Here is a 24,952-nt window from a genome sequence, read left to right as displayed (position 1 = left end):
AACCCCTGAACTAGCAAGCAAAACAGCGCCCGCCTCCGGCGTGATTGCGCGTTTACCGTACTGACTAAATATATGGCCATCCTGAACATTTTGCGTTACCCCGATCCACGCCTGCACAAGGTTGCCAAGCCGGTCACGGTTTTCGATGCGCGCCTCGAGCAACTGGTGGCCGACATGGCCGAGACCATGTACGACGCCCCCGGCGTCGGCCTGGCCGCGTCCCAGGTGGACGTGCACGAGCAGGTGGTCGTGATCGACATCACCGAAGAGAAAAACGCACTGGTCGCTTACATCAACCCGGAAATCGTGTGGGCCAGCGACGACAAGCAGGTGTATGACGAAGGCTGCCTGTCGGTGCCCGGCATCTACGACGGCGTCGAGCGTCCATCGAAGGTCAAGGTACGCGCCTTTGACGTCAAGGGCCAGCCGTTCGAAGTGGAAGCCGACGGCCTGCTGGCCGTGTGCATCCAGCACGAAATGGACCATTTGAAGGGCAAGGTCTTTGTCGAATACCTGTCGCCGCTCAAGCGCAACCGCATCAAGGCCAAGCTGCAAAAGGAAGAACGCGGCATGGAACGCGAAGCGGCGCTGCGCGCCCAGGGTCGCCGCTACTAATCAAGAAAGAGCAGATGAAGATCGTCTTTGCCGGCACCCCGGAGTTTGCCGCCGTCGCCCTGCAAGCCCTGCACGAAGCAGGCTTCGAGATCGCGCTGGTGCTCACCCAGCCCGACCGCCCCGCCGGTCGCGGCATGCAGCTGCAGCCGTCCGCCGTCAAGCAGTACGCGGTGGCGCACGGCATGGAAGTGCTGCAGCCGCTGTCGCTGCGCACCGACAGCCGCGACCCCGTGCGCGCCGAGCAGGCCCTGGCTGCGCACGAGCGCCTCTTGAATACGCCGTACGAGGTGATGGTGGTGGCCGCCTATGGCCTGATCCTGCCGGTCAGTACGCTCGACATCAAGCCCTGCCTGAATATCCACGGCTCGCTGCTGCCGCGCTGGCGCGGCGCCGCGCCGATCCACCGCGCCATCGAAGCCGGCGATCTTGAAACCGGCATCACCATCATGGAAATGGAAGAAGGGCTCGACACCGGCCCGATGCTGCTGACGGAAAAAATCGCCATCGGTCCGCACGACACCACCGGCATGGTGCACGACAAGCTGGCGGCCCTGGGCGGCAAGATGATCGTCGAGGCGCTCAACCAAATGAAGCACGGCCAGCTGGAAGCCGTGGTGCAACCGGAAGCAGGCGTCAACTACGCGGCCAAGATCAGCAAGGAAGAAGCGGCGCTCGATTTCAGCCAGCCGGCCATCGAACTCGATCGCAAGATCCGCGCCTTCAATCCGTTCCCCGGCGCGCATGGTTCCGTGGGCGGCGTGGTCGTCAAGCTGTGGGGCGCCGAGGTCACCGAAGGCGCCGGCCATCCGGGCCAGGTGCTGGCGGCCGACGCCCATGGCATCGTGGTCGCTTGCGGCAGCGGTGCGCTGCGCCTGACCATGCTGCAAAAGCCGGGCGGCAAGCGCCTGCCGGCGGCGGAATTCATCAAGGGCTTCGCGCTCGAAGGACAGACCTTCGCTTGAGGGTCGAATTCAGGCGGGCGCGTACGCGGATTTGCAAGTTGCCTTAAACTGGACAACCATATCCAACTGGAGCTTACATGTCCGACCTGATCGACAAACTGAACTGGCGCTACGCCACCAAGAAATACAATCCCGCCAAAGCCCTGGAGCAGGACAAGCTCGACCGCATCCTGGAAGCGATCCGCCTGGCGCCCACCTCCTCCGGCTTGCAGCCATTCGAAGTGCTGGTCGTGAAAAACCCCGACCTGCGCGCCAAGATCCGCGCCGTGGCGTGGAACCAGTCCGGCGTGAGCGAAGCGTCGCACCTGCTGGTGTTCGCGGCCTGGGACAACATCACCGACGAACGCATCGACATGATGTTCGACATGACCAACGAGCAGCGCGGCTTCATCAACGAAGGCTGGGAAGCGTATCGCAAGCAACTGAAAGCCATTGTTGCGGGCCGTACCGACGCGCAGAATGCCGAAGCCGCCGCGCGCCAGGTCTATATCGCGCTGGGCGTGGCGATGGTTGCTGCCGCCTTCGACGGCGTGGACAGCACCCCGATGGAAGGCTTCGACCCGAAAGCCGTGGACGAGATCCTGAACCTGGGCGAGCGCAAGCTGAAAAGCGTGGTGATCCTGCCGCTCGGCTACCGCGAAGCCGAAGGCGACTGGCTGGCCGGCCTGAAAAAAGTGCGCCGTCCGCTGGCGCAGGTCGTCTCCGAAGTGTAAGAAGCTTGAGCGCCTGCGCAGCCAGGTGCTCTTAATCGGTTAGCGATATCACCCGGTCGCCCTGTTCGGGATCGGGAATACAGCCGTCGGCGATCGGCGTCCAGCCGTGGCGCACCACCACCTGCTTGTCGTCGTGGCACAGTTCCACCCGTTCGCTGGCGGGAAAACGGCCACGGATAAACCGCTCGACCGCCGCCGGCAGGCTGACCACCAGTTGCCGCGCCGCGCGGTCGTGGTCGGGATGGTCGTCCAGGTGCAGCAGCGGCACGAAACGGCCGGCCTGCATCAGCCACCACGAATCGACCGGCACCGGCGCCGGCGTGTACCGCGCTGTGCGCAGCCAGTCCTGGGCCCGTTCCCTTAACTGGTCATCGTCGGCCAGGTCGCCCCAGCCGGTGGCCAGCATCTCCACCACCCACTGGTTGCAGTTCTGGTAGCGCGTGCTGAAGGCATAGGCGTTGGCGCTGTATTGCGCGGCCAGCAAATGGCCCACGCGCGGGCCGTCGAGCAAGGCCGGGCGCAGCGCCAGCACCGCCTCGGGCGGCATGCGCACGATGCTGATGTAACCGAGCCTGGGGTCGTCGGTACCGATGACAAAACCGGCCAGGCCCTGGTCGAAGATGCGCGGACGGCGTTCGTCGCAGGCGTAATAGAGCTGGCGCGCGGCCCAGACGCCGGCGTCGGAACGCCAGGCCAGCGCCGCATGCGAATAGCGGATGCCAAAGCGCGAGAGGTCGAGGCCGGAGCGGCTGACCAGCGCCACGCTCTCGCCGTCGGTTCGGGCCAACTCTTCGCGCAGCACGCCGGCAAAGCGCAGCAGGCGGCTTTGTTCGACGGCCGTCAGCTCCTGCGAGCGGTCGCAGAAGCGCGAGGTGCCCGAACTGCTGCCGGCGTGGGCGCTGCCCGCAGCCGCCAGCCAGGCCAGCCAGACCAGCGCCAGCGTGGCAAAACGCTGCAAGGCGTTACAGCGTGACCGGACGCGAGGCCAGCTCGCCATACCACTCGTCGGCCAGCACCAGGTAGAACGGCTGGCGGTTGTCGATGCGGCCGAACTCGATGCCATAGACGCGGTTCTGCGCATACAGCGCGTCGCCGGCAGCCAGCTTCTGCTGGGTGAACGTCGATTGCGGCATATCGAGCACCACGCGCTGCTGGCCCTCGCCTTCACGCTGCAAGGTCAGGCGGGTGCGCTCGGCGCCGCCTTTTACGCCTGGGGTGATGCCGATCTCGAGGATGCGGTAATTACCGTCGGCCACCTTGCGCTTGTCGCCGCTCGAGCTGTTGCTCGAATCGCCGAGCGAGTCCGAGACGCTGCCGCTCGACGCGGAACCGGCGCTCGACGCCGACGAGGCGAAACTCTCGGCCTGCGCTTGCAGGGTCAGGCCAAGCGCGGCGGTGGCGACCGCCAGGCGGAGTAAAGACGAAATAGTCATCAAAAATTCCTTAAACGAGGGAGCTGCCAGTATAAAGGTAGGCGGGTGTTACTTCATAGCACTACCTGCGCCGGGCCAGCCGGTTCGGACTTCCGGAAAACCGCAGATTGTTGTTCCAACGCAGCGGTCCGCTGAAGCTTATTCAGCAATGCCGTATAATTTTAGACCCGCGATGTCCCTGCCCCATCCTCTGAAGGTATCAAATGAATAACTCCGTGTTCCGTCCCGTCATGTCCAAGGCCGATGCCCAGCTGCGCGAGATCCTCGCGCGCCGCATCATGATCCTCGACGGCGCGATGGGCACCATCATTCAGCAGTACAAGCTCGATGAAACCGCGTACCGTGGCGGACCCGCAGGGCGCTTCATCGACTTCGCCGCGCCGGCCGACAGCGGCGCGCGCGAGCTGTTCGTCAAGGGCAACAACGAGCTGCTCACGCTGACGCAGCCGCAGATCATCCAGGAAATCCACGAGCGCTACCTGGCGGCCGGCGCCGACCTGATCGAAACCAATACCTTCGGCGCCACCACGATCGCCCAGGACGACTATCACATGGCCCACCTGGCCTACGAGATGAACCTGCAGGCGGCCAGGCTGGCGCGCGCCGCGTGCGACAAGTACAGCAGCGCCGACAAGCCGCGCTTCGTGGCCGGCGCCTTGGGCCCCACGCCGAAAACCGCGTCGATCTCGCCGGACGTGAACGACCCCGCCGCCCGCAACGTCACGTTCGACCAGCTGGTCGCTGCATACCACGAACAAACCCGCGCGCTGGTCGAAGGCGGCGTCGATGTGCTGCTGGTCGAAACCATTTTCGATACCCTCAACTGCAAGGCCGCGCTGTTCGCGATCGAAAAATTCTACGACGAGAATCCGGGCCAGGAACGCCTGCCGCTGATGATCTCCGGGACCGTGACCGACGCGTCGGGCCGCATCCTGTCCGGCCAGACCGTGCCGGCATTCTGGAACTCGGTGCGCCACGCGCGCCCGCTCACCATCGGCCTCAATTGCGCGCTGGGCGCGGCGCTGATGCGCCCTTACGCCCAGGAGCTGTCGCAGATTGCCGATACCTTCGTGTGCATCTACCCGAATGCCGGCCTGCCCAACCCGATGAGCGACACTGGCTTCGACGAGCTGCCGGCCGACACCTCGGCGCTGCTGCGCGAATTCGCCGAAGCGGGCTTTGTCAATATCGCCGGCGGCTGCTGCGGCACCACGCCCGACCACATCAAGGCCATCGGCGAGATCCTGGCCAAGACCGAGCCGCGCACCGTGCCGCAAGTGCCGGTGGCGCAGCGCCTGTCAGGCCTCGAACCTTTTACCATCGACGAGAGCTCGCTGTTCGTCAACGTGGGCGAGCGCACCAATGTCACCGGCTCGAAAGCGTTTGCGCGCATGATTCTCAACGAGCAGTATGACGAAGCACTGAGCGTGGCGCGCCAGCAGGTGGAAAACGGCGCCCAGGTCATCGACATCAACATGGACGAGGCGATGCTCGATTCGCTCGCCGCCATGACGCGCTTTTTGAACCTGATCGCGTCCGAACCCGACATCTCGCGCGTGCCGATCATGATCGACTCGTCGAAGTGGTCGGTGATCGAGGCGGGCCTCAAATGCGTGCAGGGTAAATCGATCGTCAATTCGATCTCGATGAAGGAAGGCGAAGAAGAATTCATCCGCCAGGCCAAGCTGTGCCTGGCCTACGGCGCCGCCGTCATCGTGATGGCGTTCGACGAGAAGGGCCAGGCCGACACCTTCGAGCGCAAGATCGAAATCTGCGAGCGCGCCTACAAACTGTTGACCAACACCGTTGGCTTCCCGCCCGAAGACATCATCTTTGATCCGAACATCTTTGCCATTGCCACCGGCATCGAAGAGCACAATAACTACGCGGTGGACTTCATCAACGCCACGCGCTGGATCAAGGACAACCTGCCGCACGCGAAGATCTCGGGCGGCGTGTCGAACGTGTCGTTCTCGTTCCGCGGCAACGACCCGGCGCGCGAAGCGATCCACACCGTGTTCCTGTACCACGCCATCAAGGCCGGCATGACCATGGGCATCGTCAACGCCGGCATGGTGGGCGTCTATGACGACCTGCCGGCCGAACTGCGCGAGCGGGTGGAAGACGTGGTGCTCAACCGCCGCGACGACGCCACCGAGCGCATGATCGACATCGCCGGCACTTTGAAGGCCGGCGCCGGCAAGCAGGATGCGCAAAACCTCGAATGGCGCGACGCGCCAGTGGAAAAACGCCTGGCGCACGCGCTGGTGCACGGCATCACCCAGTTCATCACCGACGACACCGAAGAGATGCGTCAGCAGGTGCTCGCTGCCAACGGCCGCCCGATCCACGTGATCGAAGGCCCGCTGATGGACGGCATGAACATCGTCGGCGACCTGTTCGGCCAGGGCAAGATGTTCCTGCCGCAGGTGGTGAAATCGGCGCGCGTGATGAAGCAGGCCGTGGCCCACCTGATCCCGTACATCGAGGAAGAAAAGCTGGCCGAGGAAAAGCGCACCGGCATCGTCGCCAAGCCGAAGGGCAAGATCGTCATGGCCACCGTCAAGGGCGACGTGCACGATATCGGCAAGAACATCGTCACCGTGGTCCTGCAATGTAATAACTTCGAGGTCGTGAACATGGGCGTGATGGTGCCCTGCTCCGAAATCCTGGCGCGCGCCAAGCTGGAAAACGCCGACATCATCGGCCTGTCCGGCCTGATCACGCCGTCGCTCGAAGAGATGGCGTACGTGGCGAAAGAGATGCAGCGCGACGATCACTTCCGCATGCTGAAAATTCCGCTCTTGATCGGAGGCGCCACCACCAGCCGCGCCCACACGGCCGTGAAAATCGCCCACAACTACGAGGGCCCGGTAGTGTACGTGCCCGATGCGTCGCGTTCGGTGTCGGTGGCGCAGTCGCTGCTCACGCCCGAGAGCCGCGAGCAGTACATCCAGGAGATCACCGACGACTACCAGCGCATCCGCGAGCAGCACGCCAACAAGAAGGCGCTGCCGATTTTGTCGATCAAGGATGCGCGCGCCAACCGCATGAAGCTGTCGTTCGACGGCGCCTGCGCACCGGTCAAGCCGAAGTTCATCGGCCGCCGCGAGTTCCGCAATATCGACCTGGCCCTGATCGCGAAATACATCGACTGGGGTCCGTTCTTCCAGACCTGGGACCTGGCTGGCCCGTTCCCCGCCATCCTCACCGACGAGGTGGTGGGCGAAGCGGCCACCAGGGTCTATGAAGAAGGCCAGGCCATGCTGAAAAAACTGATCGACGGCCGCTGGCTCACCGCCAACGGCGTGATCTCGCTGCTGCCGGCCAACACTGTCAACGACGACGACATCGAGATCTATACCGACGACACCCGCACCACCGTGGACTTCACCTACTATGGCCTGCGCCAGCAGGGTGTGAAACCGGTGGTCGATGGCGTGCAGCGCCCGAACCAGTGCCTGTCCGACTTCATCGCGCCGAAAGACTCCGGCATCAAGGATTACATCGGCATGTTCGCGGTGACGGCCGGTCTCGGCATCGAGAAGTACGAAAAGCGCTTCGAGGATGCGCACGACGACTATTCGTCGATCATGCTCAAATCGCTGGCCGACCGCCTGGCCGAAGCGTTTGCCGAATACCTGCACGAGCGCGTGCGCAAGGACTTGTGGGGCTATGCGCCGGACGAGGCACTGACCAACGACGAGATGATCGCCGAAAAATACCTGGGCATCCGTCCGGCGCCCGGCTACCCGGCCAACCCGGAGCACACGGTCAAGCGCGAGATGTTCAACACCATGCAGGCCGAAGACATCGGCATGGTGCTGACCGAGTCGTATGCGATGTACCCGGGCGCCGCCGTCTCCGGCTTCTATTTTGCCCATCCTGAATCGAAATACTTCGTGGTCGGCAAGATCGGCGACGACCAGGTGAGCGACATGGCCGCCCGCCGTGGCGTGGACAAGCTGGAAGTGGAGCGCTGGCTTGCGCCTAACTTGAGCTGAGCTAAGCTGAGCTGATTAAAACTTACCCGCGCCCGTCGCGGGTAAATTTTGCCACCGCCAGTCCGCCGAACAGTACCGCAAAACCCAGCAGCACCGCGATCGACGGCGCCGCGCCGGCCAGTCCCAGGCCGCGCCACGTGACGGCGTCGAAACCATCGATGGCCCAGCGCGTGGGCATGACCAGCGTGGCCGTCTGCATCCACTGCGGGAAGATGAACGACGGCACCCACGCGCCGCCCAGCACCACCATGATCAGGGTCGCAAACACGGCGATGCCGCGCGCCGCTTCCGGCGTCTTGCCGAAGGCCGCGATCAACAGGCCGAACGATGCGGTGACCAGCGCGAAGCCCACGGCCACACCGAGGAAGCCCGCCAGGCTGCCCACCTGCACGCCGAAAATCAGCGCCGCACACAGGAAGATCGCGCACAACAGGCCGACCGCGATCACGGTCGCCGACACCGCGCGCCCCGCCACCACGGTGGCCAGCGAGATCGGCGCTGCCAGCAGCCGGTTCCAGATGCCGAGCCGGCGCGCGGCCAGCATGGCGATGCCCATCTCGATGCCCATGAACAGGATGAACTGCACGCCCATGCCGCCGAACGAATGAGCGTAGCCGTTGTATTTGGGGCCGCTGGACAGGGCCTCGTCGCGGGTAGCGAATGGCATCGACATGCCGCCCGCCTCGGATGCCGAATCGGCTTTGGCGCCGGTGCGCGCCTTTTCCGCGTCCGCCACCGCGCGCTGGTCCTGGAATTTTTTCAGGCTGTCGAGGAAGTCGCCCAGCTGCGCGGCGGCGGGATCGGTGCGGGCCGCCGCGCGCACTTCGGCCAGCTGTCTGGCGGTGGTGGCGGCACCGGCGCTGCCCATCACGGCCGAACTGGTGGTCTGCATCACCTGCTGCGTGAGCAGGCCCTTGACCATCGCCAGCACCGTCGATTGCGATGGGTCGTAGTACAGCGGCAGCTCGGGCTTTTTGCCCTTGGGGCCGGCAAACAGCGCGCTGTCGGCGGCGTCGCCGAAGCCGGCGGGGATCACCACCGCGACCGCGAGTTTACCGGCGCGCACCTTTTCCTGCGCTTGCGCTTCGGTCAGCTCGGTGACCCGCAATGTGCTTTCGGCTTTCAGGCCGGCGGCGATCTTGCGGCCGCTGGCCGACTGGTCGAGCACCACCAGGCCGATGTCGATCTTGCCGGTATTCGATTTCGACGCGCCGCCGAACAGCGAACCGAAAATCGCCGCCAGCAGCACCGGCATCAGCAAGTGCAGCATCAGCGCGCGCTTGTCGTTCACGTACAGGATCAGGTCCTTGCGGACCAGTGCGAGGAAGGGAGTGATGGCTGTCATGGTGGTTCCCGTCAGTCGCGCAGGCTGCGGCCGGTAAGGTTGAGGAAGATGTTTTCCAGCGACGTGCGGGCGGTGGCGAAATGCAGTACCGGGATGTCTTGCGCGGCCAGCCAGGCCAGCACCGGCGCCGCGTGCACGCTGGCAGCGAGATCGATATCGAGCGCAGCCCCCTCGGTGCGGATGGCGGTCACACCCGGTTGCGCGCGCAAGGCACTCAGCAGCGCGGCCGTGGGCGGCACCGCCAGTTCCGCGTGCAGCGCCGCCTGCGCGGGCAGGCGCTGGTACAGCGCGGCCGGGGTCTCGTCGGCCAGCACGCGGCCGTGGTCGATGATGACGATATGGTCGGCCAACCGCTCCACCTCTTCCATGTAATGGCTGGTGTAGATCAGCGCACGGCCTTGCGCCTGCAGGGTCTCCAAGGTGTCGAAGATGGCGTTGCGGCTTTGCGGATCGACGCCCACGGTCGGCTCGTCAAGGATCAATAATTGCGGGTCGTGCAGCAGCGCGGCGGCGATATTGAGGCGGCGCTTCATGCCGCCGGAGAAGGTCGAGGGCTTGTCGCGCGCGCGGTCGGCCAGGTTGACCAGCGCCAGCACCGCGTCGCAACGCTGCTTGAGGTGCGCGCCTTTCAAGCCATACAGGGCGCCAAACAGTTTGAGGTTGTCGATGGCGGGCAGGTCTTCGTACAGCGCCAGGTCTTGCGGCACGTAGCCGATATTGGCCTTGGCGGGACTGGCGCCCTGACCGACCGGCGCGCCGTCCAGCGTGATGGTGCCGGTGTCGGGAAGCAGCAGGCCGCAGATCATGCCGACCGTTGTCGATTTGCCGGCGCCGTTGGGGCCGATCAGGCCAACGGTCTGGCCCTGCCGCACCTGGAACGACACGCCATCGACCGCGCGCCGCTCGCCATACGATTTGCTGATGCCGTCCACCTGCAGTAATACCGGTAATCCTGCAACCATGATTATCCTTGCCGTTTTGATAGCAAACGAGCATAGCGTTTTGCTATCTATGCAGCAAGTTACAAATCAGCAATCTCAGGTTTTTCCCCAACATACAACAGTCGTCTCGGGGTGCCTCGAAAACCGGCGCAAGCCGCGCAGCAGGTTTGCGAGCGCCCCATCACAAAGCGTAGCGGACGACGTTGTCACTCCATTCGAATGCGGCCAGCTCCAGCTCGACCAGCTCTTCCGGGCTCATCGCCAGTTCGCGCAGCGCGGGCAATACCTGGTGGTCGAGTTCCTCGATCCGTTCCAGCGACTCCGCCAGGGTCAGCAGCTCGCCATAGAAACCGGCACGGTCGAGCAAGGCGGCCGCGACTTCGTCGATCACGGGGATCTGGCCGAGGATTTCATACATCGGCATGCCGAACAGCGTGTCCATCAGCGACATGATGCCGACCGTGAAGGCCACATCGGCCGCGTGCGGTTCGCGCGGGCGCAGCCGGCTGGCCAGCAGTTCGAGCAGGCGGCCGCGCGTGGTGGCCAGCATCAGCAGCGGCGTCATGCTGTGGCCACGCTTGCTCGGTTCCGCATACAGCATGATTTGCAGCCAGCGCTGCAATTGGCGCCGGCCCAGCAGGGTCAGGGCCTGGCCCAGCGAATCGATGCGCTGGCGCGCGCCCACGGCAGGCGTGTTGACCAGTCGCAGCAGGTTCAGCGCCAGCGAAACGTCGCGCTTAATGGCGCGCTCGATTTCAGGGTTGTCGGCGTCGGACGTGACCAGGGTCATCAGTTCCATCACGGCCAGCTGCGACGGCGACAGCTTCTTGCCGCTCATGATCACGGGCTTGGAGAAATAATAGCCCTGGAAATAGTCGAAGCCGAGGTCGAGCGCGTTCTTGAATTCCTCGCGCGTCTCGACCTTTTCCGCCACCAGCTTCTTGCGCTGCTGGTGGAACTGCGGCGCCAGCTGCATCAGAATGGACAGCGGCGTGTGGTGCACGTCCATCTTGACGTATTGCACCAACGGCAACAGGGCGGCGGTTTGCCCAGCCTCGTGGCTGCCATGCAGGGCGAACTGGAAACCGTGGCTGGCCAATTCGTGCATGCGCTCAAGCAACTCCGGCGTGGCCACCATGGTGTCGGCGATCTCCAGCACCACGCGCTGGGGCGGCAGGAAAGCGAAGATATCGGTCAGCAACACGTCGGCATCGACATTGACGAAGCCGCGGGCCTCGCCGATGGTGCGCTCCATGCCCAGTTGCGAAGCGTGGGCGATCACGGCCGCCGTGGCGGACAGCTCGTCGGTGACCAGCGCCGGCCCCACCGGCTCGTTACGAAACAGCAACTCGTAGCCGAACAGCGCCTGGTTGCGGTCCAGGATGGGCTGGCGGCCCAGGTAAAATTCGCGCACGCGCAGCTTGCGGGCGCCGTCGTCGTTGGCGGAAAGATCGATCATGTGCATCAGTCAAAGATATTGGGCAGGTCGCCTACCATTTTGACAGCAATGCCTGCCCATGTGGCGATCGCTGATTGCGTTTCGCCGCTTTAATCGCCGCTTTGCATGGTTTGTTGCGGGGCGCCATCAATAAACAGCTTCAGCTCGCCCGGGGCGAAGGCAATCCAGCGCTCGTTGGTGGTCAACGGTTCGGTGACGATCACGGCCACGCGGTCGTCCGGCGTGGTGACCTGGGCGAAATCGACGGTGACATCCTCGTCCGACAGCATGGCGGTGTCGAACGGGTGCTGGCGCACCAGGTAAAACAGGCGGGTGGAGCAATGGGCAAACAGCTCGCCGCCCGACGACAGCAGCATGTTGAAGGTGCCGTGAGTGGCGATCTCGGCCACCAGCGGCTGCAGCGCCGCGTGCAAATCGTCGCGCGTGGGCCGCTGCTCGCCGAAGCGCGCGCGCAGCTGCTGCAAAATATAGCAAAAAGCCCGCTCGCTGTCGGTGGTGCCGACCGGGCGGAAAGCACCGTTAAGCAGCGGTTTGAATTCCTTGAGGTCGCCGTTATGGGCGAATACCCAGTATTGCCCCCACAGCTCGCGCACGAACGGGTGGCAATTTTCCAGTGCGACCTGGCCTTGCGTGGCCTTGCGGATGTGGGCGATGACGTTGGTGGACTTGATCGGGTAGTTCTTGATCAGCTCGGCAATCGGCGAAGCGATCGCGGCCTGGTGATCGACGAAGTGGCGCACGCCGGCGCCCTCGAAGAAGGCGATACCCCAGCCGTCGTGGTGGTGGTCGGTGCGGCCGCCGCGCATGGCGAAGCCGGTAAAGCTGAACACAATGTCGGTTGGCACATTGCAGTTCATGCCCAGAAGTTGGCACATGATGATCTCTTAAAGTGAAGCTGGCGTGCGCATCGTAACCGAATCGGCCCCCGATGCGCAGCCACAAAGAGTATCTGCGCAGTATTTATACCTTAATGCAACAGCACCGGTTGACTCATGAGCTCATCGTAACTGCCCAAAAATTCATCGATTTCAGCCATGGTGGGCTCGTTGGCGATCAGTTCGTTGACATCGCGACGGAAGTTTTGCGCCAGGACGCCATTGATGAAGATCTCGCGCTTGCCGCCTTTGTCGACGATTTCGTAGCCGCCAAAGCGCAAGGCGTCCAGAGTACGGTCGGCGCCAAACTCGACAACGCTGTACTGCTCGCTGTTATAGATGAGATTCATATTGCTTCCTTTCTCCAGGGGGCCTGCTTGGTTTCACTTTCAGCTTCAGAAATGGGGCTGAAAGCGTTCGATTCAAGGGCTTGCTGTAGATCAAAGAGCCGATCTGCCGGCTGGGTTCAGGCCGCGATATCGGGTTGCAATGCCAGCAGTGCATCGTACGGCGGCCCGGACAGCCACTCGCGCAGCAGTGCCAGGTGCTCGGCCGAGGCCAGGCTGATGTAGAGCTGAGCGGGGGGACGGCGCAGCACACGGTTCAATGTTACCCGTAAAACGAGATTACCGCTGCAATGCAAACAGCCGGGTGCGATCCGGATAACATTCGCGGCATATTTTGGAGGGGAATCTTCAAACACCAGGGCCGAGCCGCCATCGGACAGGCCTTCGAGGATGATGGCGCTGGGCACGCCCGGCTGCAGCAGCGCGGCAATGGCGGTCTCGCGCGCGCCGGCGCGGGGGCCCGTGACCAGCCACGTGGGCACCGGCCCCCGGGGGCCGGCGGCCACCGTGGCGTTGACGTCAGTCACGGGCCGAGGCGGCCTTTTTTGCCAGTTTGCCCGGCTCCACGCCCAGTTGCTTGAGCTTGCGGTACAGGTGGGTACGCTCAAGGCCGGTTTTCTCGGCCACGCGCGTCATGCTGCCGCCTTCGCGTCCCAGGTGGTGCTCGAAGTACATGCGTTCGAACGCGTCGCGCGCCTCGCGCAGCGGCAGGTCGAACGACAGGCTGAACGAGTGGTTGTCGGCGCCAGCCACGGTGGCGCCGCCGCGCACGGCAATCGCCGCTGCCGGGTTCGGGGCGTTGAAGGCCGCGCCAGGCGCTTCCTCGGGCTGGGCCGCCAGTACAGGGCGCGGCGCCACCGGCGGCGTGCGCACGGTTTCCTGGGCGCGCGTGAGACCCGCCTGCACCGCCTTGAGCAGTTTTTGCAGCGCGATCGGCTTCTCGAGGAAGTTCAGTGCGCCGATGCGGGTGGCCTCGACCGCCGTATCGATGGTCGCATGGCCCGACATCATGATCACCGGCATCGTCAGCAAGCCGTCGCGCTGCCATTCCTTGAGCAGGGTCACGCCGTCGGTATCGGGCATCCAGATATCGAGCAACACCAGGTCGGGTGCGCCGGCGGCACGCGCCTCGCGCGCCTGCTGGGCATTTTCCGCCAGTTGAATTGCGTGTCCTTCATCGCTGAGGATTTCCGAGAGCAACTCGCGGATGCCCATCTCATCGTCCACTACCAGTATGTTTGCCATCTTCCCTCGCCTTCTACATGTCGCCGTCGTGCGGCGTCGTTTTGCTTATTTATTTGCTTACTGAGTTGCCAAATGCGTAGCTTACTTCGATTAAACATTTTGCATTGTCGGCGCTAACTTTAACAGCAAAATCAATATGGACGCGCCACTTCTTTCAGTGTGGTTCTGGATATCGATCCTGCCGCCGTGTTCGTCGATAATCTTCTTCACCATCGCCAGGCCCAGGCCGGTTCCGCGCGCCTTGGAAGTGACATATGGTTCAAATGCGCGCGCCAGGATCTTGGGCGCGAAACCGGGACCATTGTCGCTGATCGACAGCCGCACCGCCATCCGTTCGCCACCGTCCGCGCCCCGATAATGAATCGCTTCGGTGACCACGTCAATCCGCGGCGCCGGGGCGTCCGCCGGCAGCTCGGCCATGGCATCCTGGGCGTTTTGCAGCAGGTTGTGTATGACCTGGCGCAACTGGGTCGCATCGCCCATGACTGGCGGCAAGTTTTGCGCCAGTTGCGGGTGGATGATGTCACTGCTCTCGCCGCTCAGGTACAGGTCGAGGATTTCGCCCACCAGCGCGTTCAGGTCGAGCGGATGGAGCACCGCCGGCGGCGTGCGCGCATAGTCGCGGAAGTCGTCCACCATGCGCTTCATGGCCGCCACCTGGTTGACGATGGTGGTCGTGCTCTTGGCCAGCAGTTCGGTATCAGGCGAGACCAGCTTGCTTTCCAGTTTCATTTGCAGGCGCTCGGCCGACAGCTGGATCGGCGTCAGCGGATTCTTGATTTCGTGGGCCAGCCGGCGTGCCACCTCGCCCCAGGCAATCGAGCGCTGCGCCGAAATCACGTCGGAAATATCGTCAAACACCACCAGGTAGCCGCTGCCGCCTTCGATCGGCAGGCGCGAACCGCGCGTGAGCAGGGTCAGGTCGTGGTCGTCCAGGCTGGCCGAGCGGCGCGGCACCTCGATCTGGCGCTGCCAGTGGGTGCGCTGGGCGGTGCGCCCGGCGGCCGACTGCGCGCTCTGGGCGGCAAAGCCGGCCACGATGGCGGCGCCGAATTCCTGCATGCCATCTACCTCGTCGAGCTTGCGGCCGATCATGGTCATGCCCGGCAATTGCAGGATGCGCTCGACCGAATCGTTAAAGCTGATCAGGTGGAATTCGGCATCGAGCACCATCACCCCAGCCGACATATTGGCCAGCACCGATTCCAGGTGGGCTTTGGCGTTTTGCAGCGCCGTGCGGTTGCGCTCGACCGCGCTGCGGGCGTCCGACAGTTGCCGCGTCATGGTATTGAACGATTGCGTCAGCGTGCCCAGCTCGTCGGACGTGGCCACGATCGGGCGTGGCGACAGGTCGCCCTCGGCCACCGCGCGCGTGCCCTCGGCCAGCAGCAGCAGCGGCTGGGCCAGGTCGCGGGCGATCAGGAAGGCGCTGGCAATCGCGCCGAACACGGCCAGCAGCAGGGTCAACGTCAGGGTGACGATGTACATCTTGCGCAGACCCACGCGCGCGACAAAGCGTTCCTTGTAGTTGGAATAGGCGCTGCGGATGGTCTCGCCGTTGGCAGCGAGCTTGGCGGGCGCCAGCTGGATCAGTTGCAGGTAGCGCGGCGCCAGGCGGAAGCCGTTGGGCCGCACCACCTCGGGAATGGCCATCACCACGCGCAGGCGCAGCTGGCTGGCGCTGTCCGGCTGGTTGACGGGCGCGGTGGGAACGTCGACCAGGTTGCTGCGCAGTTCGTTGCCGCCCTCGGGTGCACCGTAGGCCACCTCGCTCTTGGCGCGGGCCATCATCTCCCTGGTGGGCAGGTCGGCGCTGAGGTTGCCGCCGCTGCTGGCGCGGGCGCTCACCACCAGTCCGCCTTCGGCATCGACGATGATGGCGTTCTGCATGCCGGGATGGTTCTTGACCAGTTCGGCAAGCATCTGGCGCTCGGTGCCGGTCGGTTCCTGCGCCAGCCGTTCGGTGGCGCGGGAGGCGGTCACGGTCAGCTCGCCAAGCGCGGCGTCGAGCCCGGCGCGGCTGAGGTCGATACCGGCCTCGAGCGCTTCTTCCACCGGCACATTGAACCAGGAATCGATCGAATGCGAGACGAACTGCACCGACACCAGGAAGATCACCAGACCCGGCAACACGCCGATGGCGGCAAACAGCAGCACCAGCCGGGTCATCAGCCTGGAGCCGAACTTGCCATCCTTGTAGCGCGCATACAGGCGGTACAGCGAGATGGCGACGAGCAGCAGCAGCGCACCGGCCACCGCCGCGTTCAGCCCCAGCAGCCAGGCATAGTAGCGGTCGAAAAAGCCGGAATTGTCGGAGGCCGACGCCAGCAGGAACAGCAGGATACTGACGAAGGCGCCGCCGATGACGGCAAAATACCGCAGCATCCTGGTCACTTATTCGGCCCTGTAGAGGAAGGATTTCTTGTCCGACGCCAGGCGCCATTCATTGTTGTTGAGGGCGTTGATCTGGATCGGCTTGGGCAGGTAGTTGGGGTCGAGCCCCATCGACAGCTTGACAGTGTAGGTCTCGCCCACCTTGAGCGCGCCGCGCGGCGCCACGATCCAGCGGTTGGGGCGGCGTACCTGGAACAGCGCATCGTCGAGCGACGAATAGCTTTGCGCCACGCTGCCGGTAATGCCCACCGTGTACTGGCGGGTGAGCACGTTGAACCAGATCTTGGCGGTCTGGCGCGCGACGATGGCTTTTTCGTCGAACCAGTACCAGCGCGGGCGCGAGAATTCGATGGTGGTGGTGAAGTACAGCGGCACGCCGTATTGCAGCGCGTCTTCGAGGCCGTGATTGAGGTCGAAGCCGTATGTGGCCGACAGGCGGTAGCCCTCTTCGGTCGCTTCGACAAAGGCGCGCTTGATCTCGACGCCGTCCGCAGCGCGTGCCGCCTGCGGCATGGCGCAGGCAATCAATAGCAGCAAGGGGCCGATCAACAGGCGCAGAAATCGAAGGGTCACGGTGCTCAACAGGTGCGGGGTGGCTAAAGCTTGGGCAAAATCGCGGGCAAAACGGTTACGCATTTTTCTGGAACAGCGCGTAGAACAAACCATCGTGATCCTGCCCGTCGCCACCGGCGGGAAGCAATTGGCCCGGCGCGTCGAGGCGCGCGGCACCGTGGCGCACGGCAAACGCGGCCGCCTGCGCCTCGGATTCCTGGGGCCACAAGGAACATGTCACGAACAGCAATTTACCACCGGGGGCAAGCATCTGCCAAAGGTTGTCGAGGATTTTGGCCGAAAGTGTTGCAAGTTGGAGCGTGTCGCCCTTGCGGCGCAACCAGCGGATATCGGGGTGGCGGCGCACGATGCCCGACGCCGTGCACGGCACGTCGGCCAGGATGCGGTCGAACAGCTGGCCGTCCCACCAGTCCGAGGTCTCGGCCGGGGCGGCCTTGAGTTCGGCGTCCAGTTGCAGCCGTTCGAGGTTTTCGCCCACCCGCGCCAGGCGCTTGGCATCGGCGTCGAGCGCGGTCACGCGCACGTTGGCCAGTTCCAGGATGTGGCAGGTCTTGCCGCCCGGGGCGGCGCAGGCGTCGAGCACGCGCATGCCGTCGGCCACATCGAGCAGCGGCGCGGCCAGCTGGGCGCCGGCGTCCTGCACCGACACCACGCCGTCGTGAAAGCCGGGGATCAGGCTGACGGCCACCGGTTTGACCAGGCGCACGGCCGACGGGCCGATGCGGGTGGCGGCCATGCCGGCCTGCTCCAGCACGGCCAGGTAGTCTTCCACCGAGCTTTTGCGCACGTTGACGCGCAAGGTCAGCGGCGGCGCGGTGTTGCCGGTGGTGAGCACGCCCTGCCAGTCCTGCGGCCAGGCCGCGCGCACGGCGTCGATCCACCATTGCGGGTAGTTCCAGCGCGCCAGCGGCTGCAGCGAGGCGGTATCGAGCAGGTTCTGGCGCTCGCGCAGGAAGCGGCGCAGCACGGCGTTGACCATGCCCTTGGCACGGGCGGTGTCCGGGTGCGCTTCGGCGGCGGTCACGGTCTGATCGACCACGGTGAATTCTTCGTACGGCGCGGTCTCGTCCGGGGCGTTGATCAGCGCCAGCGCGCAGGCCAGCAGGGCCGCCACCAGCGGCTCGGGCGCCTTGGGCGCCATCAGGCCTACCAGGGTTTCGCTCTGGCCCAACTGGCGCATGCAGCGGTAGCTGATGTCCTGCATGGCGCCGCGCGCCTGCGGCGTGGCGTCGCCACCAAGGCGGGCCCACACCTGCACCAGCGCCTGCGGCAGATTGGTGCCGGTGCGCACCAGCGCCACGGCTTGCGCCGCGCCGATCAGGGAAAATGCGAGGGAATCGGGTTTGAGGCCGGTATGAAAACCTGTTTGCAGCGCCGGCTTGAGGTCGCGCGCGTGGCTGGCGCGCAGCTTGGGCGCGGCGGGCTTGGCGGGGGACTTCAGGGAGAGTGTCGGTCGCTGCTTGTTCATATGCTAATTCCAGATGGCGGCCGGCAGCCGTGATCGCGCAGTATACAGCAGCACCTTTCATATGGCGATGAGTTGCGCGGGCCGCAGATGTAAATCTCGTTTCAGATACCGACGCGCGGTGACCGGGGTCGGGCAAACCAGTATAATATTTGCAGTTTGGCTCGTGCTTCCGCGCCTGCCCGAAGCGTAACACTTCGCATTTTGATGATTATTTAGCGCGGCCCCGCCGCCACCCTGCTCATGCTCGCCCAACAAAAACAAGATATCACCGCCCTGTTCCAGGCCGCCCTCGCTCCGATCCTCGCTGGCACCGAAGTCTCCGCCAACGTCGTGCTCGAGCGCCCGCGCGATCCGTCGCACGGCGACGTCGCCTGCAACATCGCCATGCAACTGGCCAAGCAGCTCAAGATGAACCCGCGCGAACTGGCCACGCGCCTGGTCGATGCGCTGCGCGCCGATCCTGCCGCCGCCGGCCTGGTGGAGTCCGTGGATATCGCCGGCCCCGGCTTCATCAACCTGCGCGTGACCGCAGCGGCCAAGCAGGCCGTGGTCAAGGCCGTGCTGGCCCAAGGTGAAGCTTACGGTCGCAGCGCCACCGGCACCGGCCAGAAAGTGATCATCGAATTCGTCTCCGCCAACCCCACCGGTCCGCTGCACGTGGGCCACGGCCGCCAGGCCGCGCTGGGCGATGCGCTGTCGTCGCTGTTCGGCAGCCAGGGCTACGACGTCACGCGCGAGTTCTATTACAACGACGCCGGCGTGCAGATTCAAACCCTGGCCAACTCGGTGCAGGCGCGCCTGCGCGGCCACAAGCCCGGCGACGCCGCCTGGCCCGAATCGGCCTACAACGGCGACTATATCGCCGACATCGCGGCCGACTTCCTGGCCCAAAAGACGGTGTCGGCTTCCGACGGTGCGCCTGCCACCGCCTCGGGTGATATCGATGACATCGAATCGATCCGCGCGTTTGCCGTGACGTACCTGCGCAACGAGCAGGATATCGACCTGCAGGCGTTCGGCGTCAAGTTCGACAATTACTATCTCGAATCGTCGCTGTACCAGGACGGCAAGGTCGACGCGGCCGTGGACATGCTCAACAAGTCGGGCAAGACCTACGAGGAAGAAGGCGCGCTGTGGCTGCGCACCGAAGACTACGGCGACGACAAGAACCGCGTGATGCGCAAGACCGACGGCACCTACACGTATTTCGTGCCCGACGTTGCGTACCACATCGTCAAGTTCCAGCGCGGTTACAACCAGGCCATCAACGTGCAAGGTTCCGACCACCACGGCACCATCGCCCGCGTGCGCGCCGGCCTGCAGGCCGTGGGCCTGGGCATACCGCAAGGCTTCCCCGACTACGTGCTGCATAAAATGGTCACCGTCATGAAGGGCGGCGAAGAAGTCAAAATCTCCAAGCGCGCCGGTTCGTACGTCACCGTGCGCGACCTGATCGAATGGTCGGGCGGCGGCGACATCACCAAGGGCCGCGATGCCGTGCGCTTCTTCCTCATCTCGCGCAAGGCCGATACCGAATTCGTGTTCGACGTCGATGTGGCGCTGAAAACCTCGGACGAGAACCCGGTCTATTACGTGCAGTACGCCCACGCGCGCATTTGCCGCATGCTGGAACAATGGACCGGCGACGAAGCCGCGCTGGCCGACGTGGACCTGGCGCCGCTCACCGCGCCTACCGAGGCGACCTTGCTGGCTACTTTGGCCGCGTACCCGGACACGCTGGCGCGCGCGCAAGCGGAGCTGGGCCCGCACCAGATCGCGTTCTACCTGCGCGACCTGGCCGCCAACCTGCACAGCTTCTATTTTGCCGAGCGCGTGCTGGTGGACGACGAGGCCCTCAAGGCTGCGCGTATCGCGCTGATGGTCGCCACGCGCCAGGTGCTGCGCAACGGCCTGGCGCTGATCGGCGTTTCGGCTCCCAATAAAATGTAATGACCAGGATCTCCAGCACCATGACTTTCCGCACTCCGCAGCTCCGTACCCCGCGCCAACAGGGCAATACCTTCGTCGGCATCGTTATCGGCCTGGTCATCGGCCTGGCCGTGGCGGTGGTCGTGGCGCTGGTGATCAACAAGGGCGCCTCGCCGTTTACCGACAAGGCGCGTAACAGCAAGTCGGCCGAAACCACGGCAGGCCAGGCGGCCGATCCGAACAAGCCGATGTACGGCAACAAGGAAGCGGCGCGCGCCGCCGCCAAGGACCTGGGCCGCGAACCGCCACCACCGGCGCCGGCCACCCCGCCGCCGCCTGAGCCGGCACCGGCCAAGGCTGCCGACCAGTTGCAGGCCGTGGTCGATCGCATCCAGGGCACGCCGGCCGAAAAGCCGCGCGCTTCCAACGTCACGCCGGTACCGACCGGCAAGGCGCCAACCACTGCGGCCGCCACGCCAGCGGCCGCCGGCGACGAGAAATACATCTATTACCTGCAAGCTGGCGCGTTCCGCGAAGTGGCCGACGCCGAAAGCGCGCGCGGCAAGCTGGCGCTGCTGGGCTTCGAAGCCACGCTGTCGGACCGCACCACCGATACCGGCGTGCTGCACCGCGTGCGCATCGGCCCGTTCCAGCAGGTCGAGGCGATGAACAAGGTGCGCAGCAAGCTGTCGGAAAACGGCATCGATGTGGCTGTCGTACGCAATCAAAAGTAAATCCAAGGAGTGAAGATGCGAGTCCTGAAATACGCAGTAAGCGCCATGCTGATGAGCGCCGTGGTCCTGTCGGCCTCGGCCTCGCCTACCGACCCGAAAAACGGCGTCGAATACCGCACCCTGCCCACGCCACAACAGGCCGACGCGAAAAAGGTGGAAGTGATCGAATTCTTCGACTACGCCTGCCCGCACTGCTACGCGCTCGACCCGTCGCTGCAAGCCTGGATCAAGAAGCAAGGCGGCGCCATCATCTTCAAGCGCGTGCACATCTCGCGTACCGGGACGGACCTACCGCAGCAAAAAATGTTCTACACGCTCGAATCGATGGGCCTGATGAACGACGCCATGAACACCAAGATCTTCACCGAGATGCACGTCAACCGCAATCGCATGAACCGCGACGAGCTGGTGTTCGACTTCATCGCCAAGCAGGGCGTCGATCGCCAGAAGTTCATCGATACCTACCGCGGCTTCGGCGTGCAGGGCCAGGTGCGCCGCGCCTCGTCGCTGATGGATACCTACGGTGTCGATTCGTGGCCGATGTTCGCCATCGACGGCAAGTACGTGACGTCGCCGGCCATGTCCGACGAAGCCACCAAGGCCGCCACCACCGAAGCGCAGCTGCACGCGCAGGGCTTCCAGGTGATGGACGTGCTGGTCGCCAAGGCGAAAGCGGAAAAGAAGTAAGCATGTCCCGCCCGGACGCGCCCGTGGAGCGCCACCATGCAGCCTGAGTGGAGCCACCAGCGCGTGTTCATCACCGGCGCCTCGAGCGGTATCGGCGCCGCGCTGGCCGCGCATTACGCGGCACTGGGCGCCACACTGGGCTTGCTGGCCCGGCGCGGCGCTGCGCTCGACCAGCTGATCGCTACCCTGCCCCACCCTGAACGCCACCGCGCCTACGCGGTCGATGTGCGCGACCACGCGGCCATTGCCGCTGCCGCGCAAGACTTCATCACCTGTACCGGCGGCATCGACGTGGTGATCGCCAACGCCGGCATCTCGGTGGGCACCCTCACCGAATACGCCGAAGATTTGCCGGTGTTTGCCGACATCGTCGCCACCAACCTCACCGCCACCGCCGCCACGTTCGCGCCGTTCATCGCCACCATGAAGGCGCAGCGCGCGCCGGCGCGACTGGTGGGCATCGGCAGCGTGGCCGGCATCCGTGGCCTGCCCGGCGCCGAGGCGTACAGCGCGTCCAAGGCCGCCGTGATCAGCTACTGCGAATCGCTGCGCCTGGAGCTTAAGCCTTATGGCATCAAGGTAGTCACGCTGTGCCCCGGCTATATCGATACCCCGATGACCCGCGTCAATCCGTACCCGATGCCGTTCCTGATGGCGCCCGATCGATTCGCCGCGCGCGCCGCGCGTGTCATCGACGCCGGCAGCAGCTATGCCGTCATTCCGTGGCAGATGGGCGTGGTGGCCAAGGTGCTGCGCCTGCTGCCCAACCCGGTGTACGACTTCGCCTTCGGCAAGGCGCCGCACAAACCGCGCAAAATGCGCAAACAAACTTCATGAACAATCCCGCCACGCTCGTCTCTCCAGCCGCGATCACCGCGCTGTGTGCCGCCAGCGCCAGCCACGTGGCGATCGAAGCGGTGTTTGAGACCGGTTCCACCAACGCCGACCTGCTGGCGCGCCTGAACGACCTGGGCACCTTGAGCGGCCCGCTGCTGCGCATTGCCGACCAGCAAAGCGCGGGGCGCGGCCGCGCCGGTCGCAGCTGGCTGTCAGCGCCCGGTGCGGCATTGATGTTCTCGCTGGCGTGGCGCTTCCAGGGTCCGCTGCACCGCATGACCGGCCTGCCGATGGCCGTCGGCGTGGCGCTGGCCGAAACCCTTGCCGGCCTGGGCGTGCCGGTGCAGATCAAGTGGCCCAACGACCTGCTGAAGGGTGGCGACAAGCTGGCCGGCATCCTGGTCGAAACCTGCGTCGATAAAACCGATGGCGCCATCTGGGCCGTGATAGGCACAGGCATCAACCTCCTGATGCCCGATGCGCTGGAACAGCAGATAGGCCGCAGCGTGGCCGCCGCCCCGTGGCTGGCGCAAATGGACCGCAACGCGCTGGTGGCCGCGCTATTGAGCCGGCTGGCAGCGGTACTGGCCGAATTCGACGACACCGGCTTTGCGCCGTTTGCCGAACGCTGGAACGCGCTGCACGCCTGGCACGGCCGCGAGGTGGTGCTGCTGGACGACGGCCAGGTGCTGCAACAGGGCCGCGCCGTCGGTGTGGACGCCATCGGCCGCCTGCTGCTCGATACAGCAGGCGGCCGGGTCGAAGTGCTGTCCGGCGATGTCTCGCTGCGGCTCTCTCCCGAACAATCAACCGGAAACACCCCATGCTCCTGATCGATGCCGGCAACACCCGCGTGAAATGGGCGCTCGCCGCCAATGATGCCACCCCGGGCGACTGGCTCGAACACGGCGCCGTCACCCATGCCGACCTGCCGCAGCTGGAGCTGGCCTGGAGCGAAGCCGTGGCGCGCCACGGCGTGGGCCGCATCGTGATCGCCAACGTGGCCGGCAACGCGCTGCGGGTGCAGCTCGAATACGTGTTGCAGCGGGCGTTTCCGGCACTAGACCTGGACCAGGCGATTACCTGGTTCGCATCCGTGCCGGCATTGGCAGGCGTGACCAACGGCTACCGCAATCCGGCCCAACTCGGGTGCGACCGCTTTGCTGCCGCCATCGGCGGCCATGCGCTGGCGCCGGGGCAGTCCATCATCGTCGCCAATTGCGGCACCGCCACCACCATCGACGCCATCACCGCCGACGGCTTTTTCCTGGGCGGGATGATCCTGCCGGGACTGGGACTGATGGCCGGCGCGCTGGCGCGCAACACGGCGCAGCTCCCCCGCATTGCGCACGATGCCAAACTGCCCGACGGCTTCGCCGACAACACCGACGATGCCATCCTGAGCGGCTGCATGGTGGCCCAGAGCGGCGCCATCGAACACGCGTTCGCCCAGCATGGCGCGGCCATGTGCATCCTGTCGGGCGGCGCCGCGCCGCATATCGCGCCGCTGCTGACGGTGTCTTACCGCCTGATCGACAATGTCGTGCTGATCGGCCTGCACGCCTCGGTCGCCGACACTGAACCGTTTTAACCAGGGACGCCCGTGCTGAAATTTATCTTTTGTTCGCTGTTGGCCGTCAATGCCGCGCTGTTCGCGTACGGCCAGGGCTACCTCGGGCATTTCAGCGGCAACGAGCGCGAACCGCAGCGCCTGCAGCGCCAGCTCAACCCCAAAGACCTGACACTGGTCTCGTCCGAGCGCGCGCACCGCACCGAGGCGAGCGCTCCTGCGGTTGCCGCCAATGCCGCCACCGACACTGACGCAGCTAGTGCCACTGCCGCCGGCACCACGCCTGCTGCCAAGCCGGCGCCGCCGCTGGCCTGCGTGGAAATCGGCAGCTTCGTGCTGGCCGAGGCGCGCCGTTTCGAGGCGCGCCTGGCACCGCTGCAACTGGGCGACCGCCAGTCGCGCCGCAACCTGCCCGGCACCGAGGTGTCGAGCTACATCGTGCACATCCCGCCGCAAGGCAGCAAGGAAGCGGCCGACCGCAAGGCGGCCGAACTGCGCGGCCTGGGCGTGACCAACTACTACGTCATTTCGGATAATTCGCCGCTGCGCTACGGCATATCGCTCGGCGTATTCAAGACCGAGGGTGCAGCGCAAAACCAGCTGGCAATGCTGGTCAAGCAGGGCGTGCGCACGGCGCGCGTCACGCCGCGCATGAGCGGCAGCCGCCTGCTGGCATTCCAGTTCCGCGACGTCGCGCCGGCACTGAAGGCCGACCTCGACAAGATCCGCGCCGACTTCCCCAACACCGACGTTCGCACCTGCCGCTAACCCCCACTTCGGGGTCAGTGCCGACATTTGGACACGAGCTCATCGCTACGGTG

Annotated in this window: 23 protein-coding genes; 11 read left to right on the top strand and 12 right to left on the bottom strand. The window is 64.9% G+C overall.

Annotated elements, in window-relative coordinates:
* Positions 1 to 72: 72 nt before the first annotated feature.
* The 3 genes from def to SR858_RS02285 all read left to right on the top strand — a co-directional run bounded on the left by def (position 73) and on the right by SR858_RS02285 (position 2,290).
* A complete protein-coding gene (def, locus tag SR858_RS02295; protein ID WP_019924416.1) occupies positions 73 to 615 on the top strand; it encodes a peptide deformylase in 543 nt (180 codons plus the stop codon).
* A 14-nt stretch (positions 616 to 629) separates the two neighbouring features.
* Positions 630 to 1,577: a methionyl-tRNA formyltransferase gene (fmt, locus tag SR858_RS02290; RefSeq protein WP_019924417.1), complete on the top strand. Its 948-nt coding sequence runs from the start codon at positions 630 to 632 to the stop codon at positions 1,575 to 1,577.
* Between the two features lie 77 nt (positions 1,578 to 1,654).
* Positions 1,655 to 2,290, top strand: coding sequence for an NAD(P)H-dependent oxidoreductase (locus SR858_RS02285; RefSeq protein WP_019924418.1), 636 nt, complete (start codon positions 1,655 to 1,657; stop codon positions 2,288 to 2,290).
* A 31-nt stretch (positions 2,291 to 2,321) separates the two neighbouring features.
* Here the strand turns inward: SR858_RS02285 and SR858_RS02280 are convergent, their stop codons facing one another.
* Positions 2,322 to 3,287 (bottom strand): DUF2145 domain-containing protein, encoded by a 966-nt coding sequence (locus SR858_RS02280; RefSeq protein ID WP_051120399.1) that lies wholly within the window; start codon positions 3,285 to 3,287, stop codon positions 2,322 to 2,324.
* Positions 3,253 to 3,723: a hypothetical protein gene (locus SR858_RS02275; protein ID WP_019924420.1), complete on the bottom strand. Its 471-nt coding sequence runs from the start codon at positions 3,721 to 3,723 to the stop codon at positions 3,253 to 3,255. The genes SR858_RS02280 and SR858_RS02275 overlap by 35 nt, the downstream gene beginning before the upstream one ends.
* A 230-nt stretch (positions 3,724 to 3,953) precedes the next feature.
* On the opposite strand from SR858_RS02275, the gene metH reads away from it, so the two are divergent.
* Positions 3,954 to 7,727, top strand: a complete 3,774-nt coding sequence (gene metH, locus SR858_RS02270; RefSeq protein ID WP_019924421.1) for a methionine synthase — start codon at positions 3,954 to 3,956, stop codon at positions 7,725 to 7,727.
* Positions 7,728 to 7,749: 22 nt separating this feature from the next.
* On the opposite strand, the gene SR858_RS02265 is transcribed toward metH, so the two are convergent.
* The 10 genes from SR858_RS02265 to rsmB form a co-directional block, all read right to left on the bottom strand.
* Complete coding sequence (locus tag SR858_RS02265; RefSeq protein WP_019924422.1) at positions 7,750 to 9,072, bottom strand: ABC transporter permease; 1,323 nt, start codon at positions 9,070 to 9,072, stop codon at positions 7,750 to 7,752.
* 11 nt (positions 9,073 to 9,083) lie between these two features.
* Positions 9,084 to 10,034, bottom strand: coding sequence for an ABC transporter ATP-binding protein (locus SR858_RS02260; RefSeq protein ID WP_019924423.1), 951 nt, complete (start codon positions 10,032 to 10,034; stop codon positions 9,084 to 9,086).
* Positions 10,035 to 10,194: 160 nt separating this feature from the next.
* Positions 10,195 to 11,472 carry an EAL and HDOD domain-containing protein gene (locus SR858_RS02255; RefSeq protein ID WP_026637757.1) on the bottom strand — a complete coding sequence of 426 codons (1,278 nt, stop codon included), beginning with the start codon at positions 11,470 to 11,472 and terminating at the stop codon, positions 10,195 to 10,197.
* Between the two features lie 89 nt (positions 11,473 to 11,561).
* Complete coding sequence (locus SR858_RS02250; RefSeq protein ID WP_026637758.1) at positions 11,562 to 12,347, bottom strand: class II glutamine amidotransferase; 786 nt, start codon at positions 12,345 to 12,347, stop codon at positions 11,562 to 11,564.
* 92 nt (positions 12,348 to 12,439) lie between these two features.
* On the bottom strand, positions 12,440 to 12,697 hold the full coding sequence (locus SR858_RS02245; protein WP_019924426.1) for a BTH_I0359 family protein: 258 nt from the start codon (positions 12,695 to 12,697) through the stop codon (positions 12,440 to 12,442).
* Between the two features lie 116 nt (positions 12,698 to 12,813).
* A complete protein-coding gene (locus SR858_RS02240; protein WP_019924427.1) occupies positions 12,814 to 13,221 on the bottom strand; it encodes a hypothetical protein in 408 nt (135 codons plus the stop codon).
* Entirely contained in the window at positions 13,214 to 13,939 is a 726-nt protein-coding gene (locus SR858_RS02235; RefSeq protein ID WP_019924428.1) for a response regulator, read from the bottom strand. Before SR858_RS02235 ends, SR858_RS02240 begins: the two co-directional genes overlap by 8 nt.
* 90 nt (positions 13,940 to 14,029) lie before the next feature.
* Positions 14,030 to 16,324, bottom strand: a complete 2,295-nt coding sequence (locus SR858_RS02230) for a HAMP domain-containing histidine kinase (protein WP_019924429.1) — start codon at positions 16,322 to 16,324, stop codon at positions 14,030 to 14,032.
* Positions 16,325 to 16,333: 9 nt separating this feature from the next.
* Positions 16,334 to 16,969 (bottom strand): DUF4390 domain-containing protein, encoded by a 636-nt coding sequence (locus SR858_RS02225; protein WP_019924430.1) that lies wholly within the window; start codon positions 16,967 to 16,969, stop codon positions 16,334 to 16,336.
* Positions 16,962 to 18,374: a 16S rRNA (cytosine(967)-C(5))-methyltransferase RsmB gene (gene rsmB / locus SR858_RS02220; RefSeq protein ID WP_019924431.1), complete on the bottom strand. Its 1,413-nt coding sequence runs from the start codon at positions 18,372 to 18,374 to the stop codon at positions 16,962 to 16,964. The genes SR858_RS02225 and rsmB overlap by 8 nt, the downstream gene beginning before the upstream one ends.
* Positions 18,375 to 18,614: 240 nt before the next feature.
* Here rsmB and argS point away from each other — a divergent pair, with 240 nt between their 5' ends.
* From argS to SR858_RS02185, 7 genes are read left to right on the top strand one after another with little or no spacing between them, the layout of a single operon-like run.
* Positions 18,615 to 20,324: an arginine--tRNA ligase gene (gene argS / locus SR858_RS02215; RefSeq protein ID WP_019924432.1), complete on the top strand. Its 1,710-nt coding sequence runs from the start codon at positions 18,615 to 18,617 to the stop codon at positions 20,322 to 20,324.
* Positions 20,325 to 20,344: 20 nt separating this feature from the next.
* Positions 20,345 to 21,037 carry an SPOR domain-containing protein gene (locus SR858_RS02210; RefSeq protein WP_026637761.1) on the top strand — a complete coding sequence of 231 codons (693 nt, stop codon included), beginning with the start codon at positions 20,345 to 20,347 and terminating at the stop codon, positions 21,035 to 21,037.
* A 15-nt stretch (positions 21,038 to 21,052) separates the two neighbouring features.
* Positions 21,053 to 21,724 carry a thiol:disulfide interchange protein DsbA/DsbL gene (locus tag SR858_RS02205; RefSeq protein WP_026637762.1) on the top strand — a complete coding sequence of 224 codons (672 nt, stop codon included), beginning with the start codon at positions 21,053 to 21,055 and terminating at the stop codon, positions 21,722 to 21,724.
* 36 nt (positions 21,725 to 21,760) lie between these two features.
* Positions 21,761 to 22,561 carry an SDR family oxidoreductase gene (locus SR858_RS02200; RefSeq protein ID WP_019924435.1) on the top strand — a complete coding sequence of 267 codons (801 nt, stop codon included), beginning with the start codon at positions 21,761 to 21,763 and terminating at the stop codon, positions 22,559 to 22,561.
* Positions 22,558 to 23,394 (top strand): biotin--[acetyl-CoA-carboxylase] ligase, encoded by an 837-nt coding sequence (locus SR858_RS02195; RefSeq protein ID WP_019924436.1) that lies wholly within the window; start codon positions 22,558 to 22,560, stop codon positions 23,392 to 23,394. Before SR858_RS02200 ends, SR858_RS02195 begins: the two co-directional genes overlap by 4 nt.
* Positions 23,385 to 24,152: a type III pantothenate kinase gene (locus SR858_RS02190; RefSeq protein WP_019924437.1), complete on the top strand. Its 768-nt coding sequence runs from the start codon at positions 23,385 to 23,387 to the stop codon at positions 24,150 to 24,152. The genes SR858_RS02195 and SR858_RS02190 overlap by 10 nt, the downstream gene beginning before the upstream one ends.
* A gap of 12 nt (positions 24,153 to 24,164) precedes the next feature.
* On the top strand, positions 24,165 to 24,899 hold the full coding sequence (locus SR858_RS02185; protein WP_019924438.1) for an SPOR domain-containing protein: 735 nt from the start codon (positions 24,165 to 24,167) through the stop codon (positions 24,897 to 24,899).
* Positions 24,900 to 24,952: the final 53 nt, after the last annotated feature.

The organism is Duganella zoogloeoides, from assembly GCF_034479515.1.
GTDB classification, from domain to species: Bacteria; Pseudomonadota; Gammaproteobacteria; order Burkholderiales; family Burkholderiaceae_D; genus Rugamonas; species Rugamonas zoogloeoides.
This window is presented reverse-complemented; position numbering and strand designations above follow the sequence as displayed.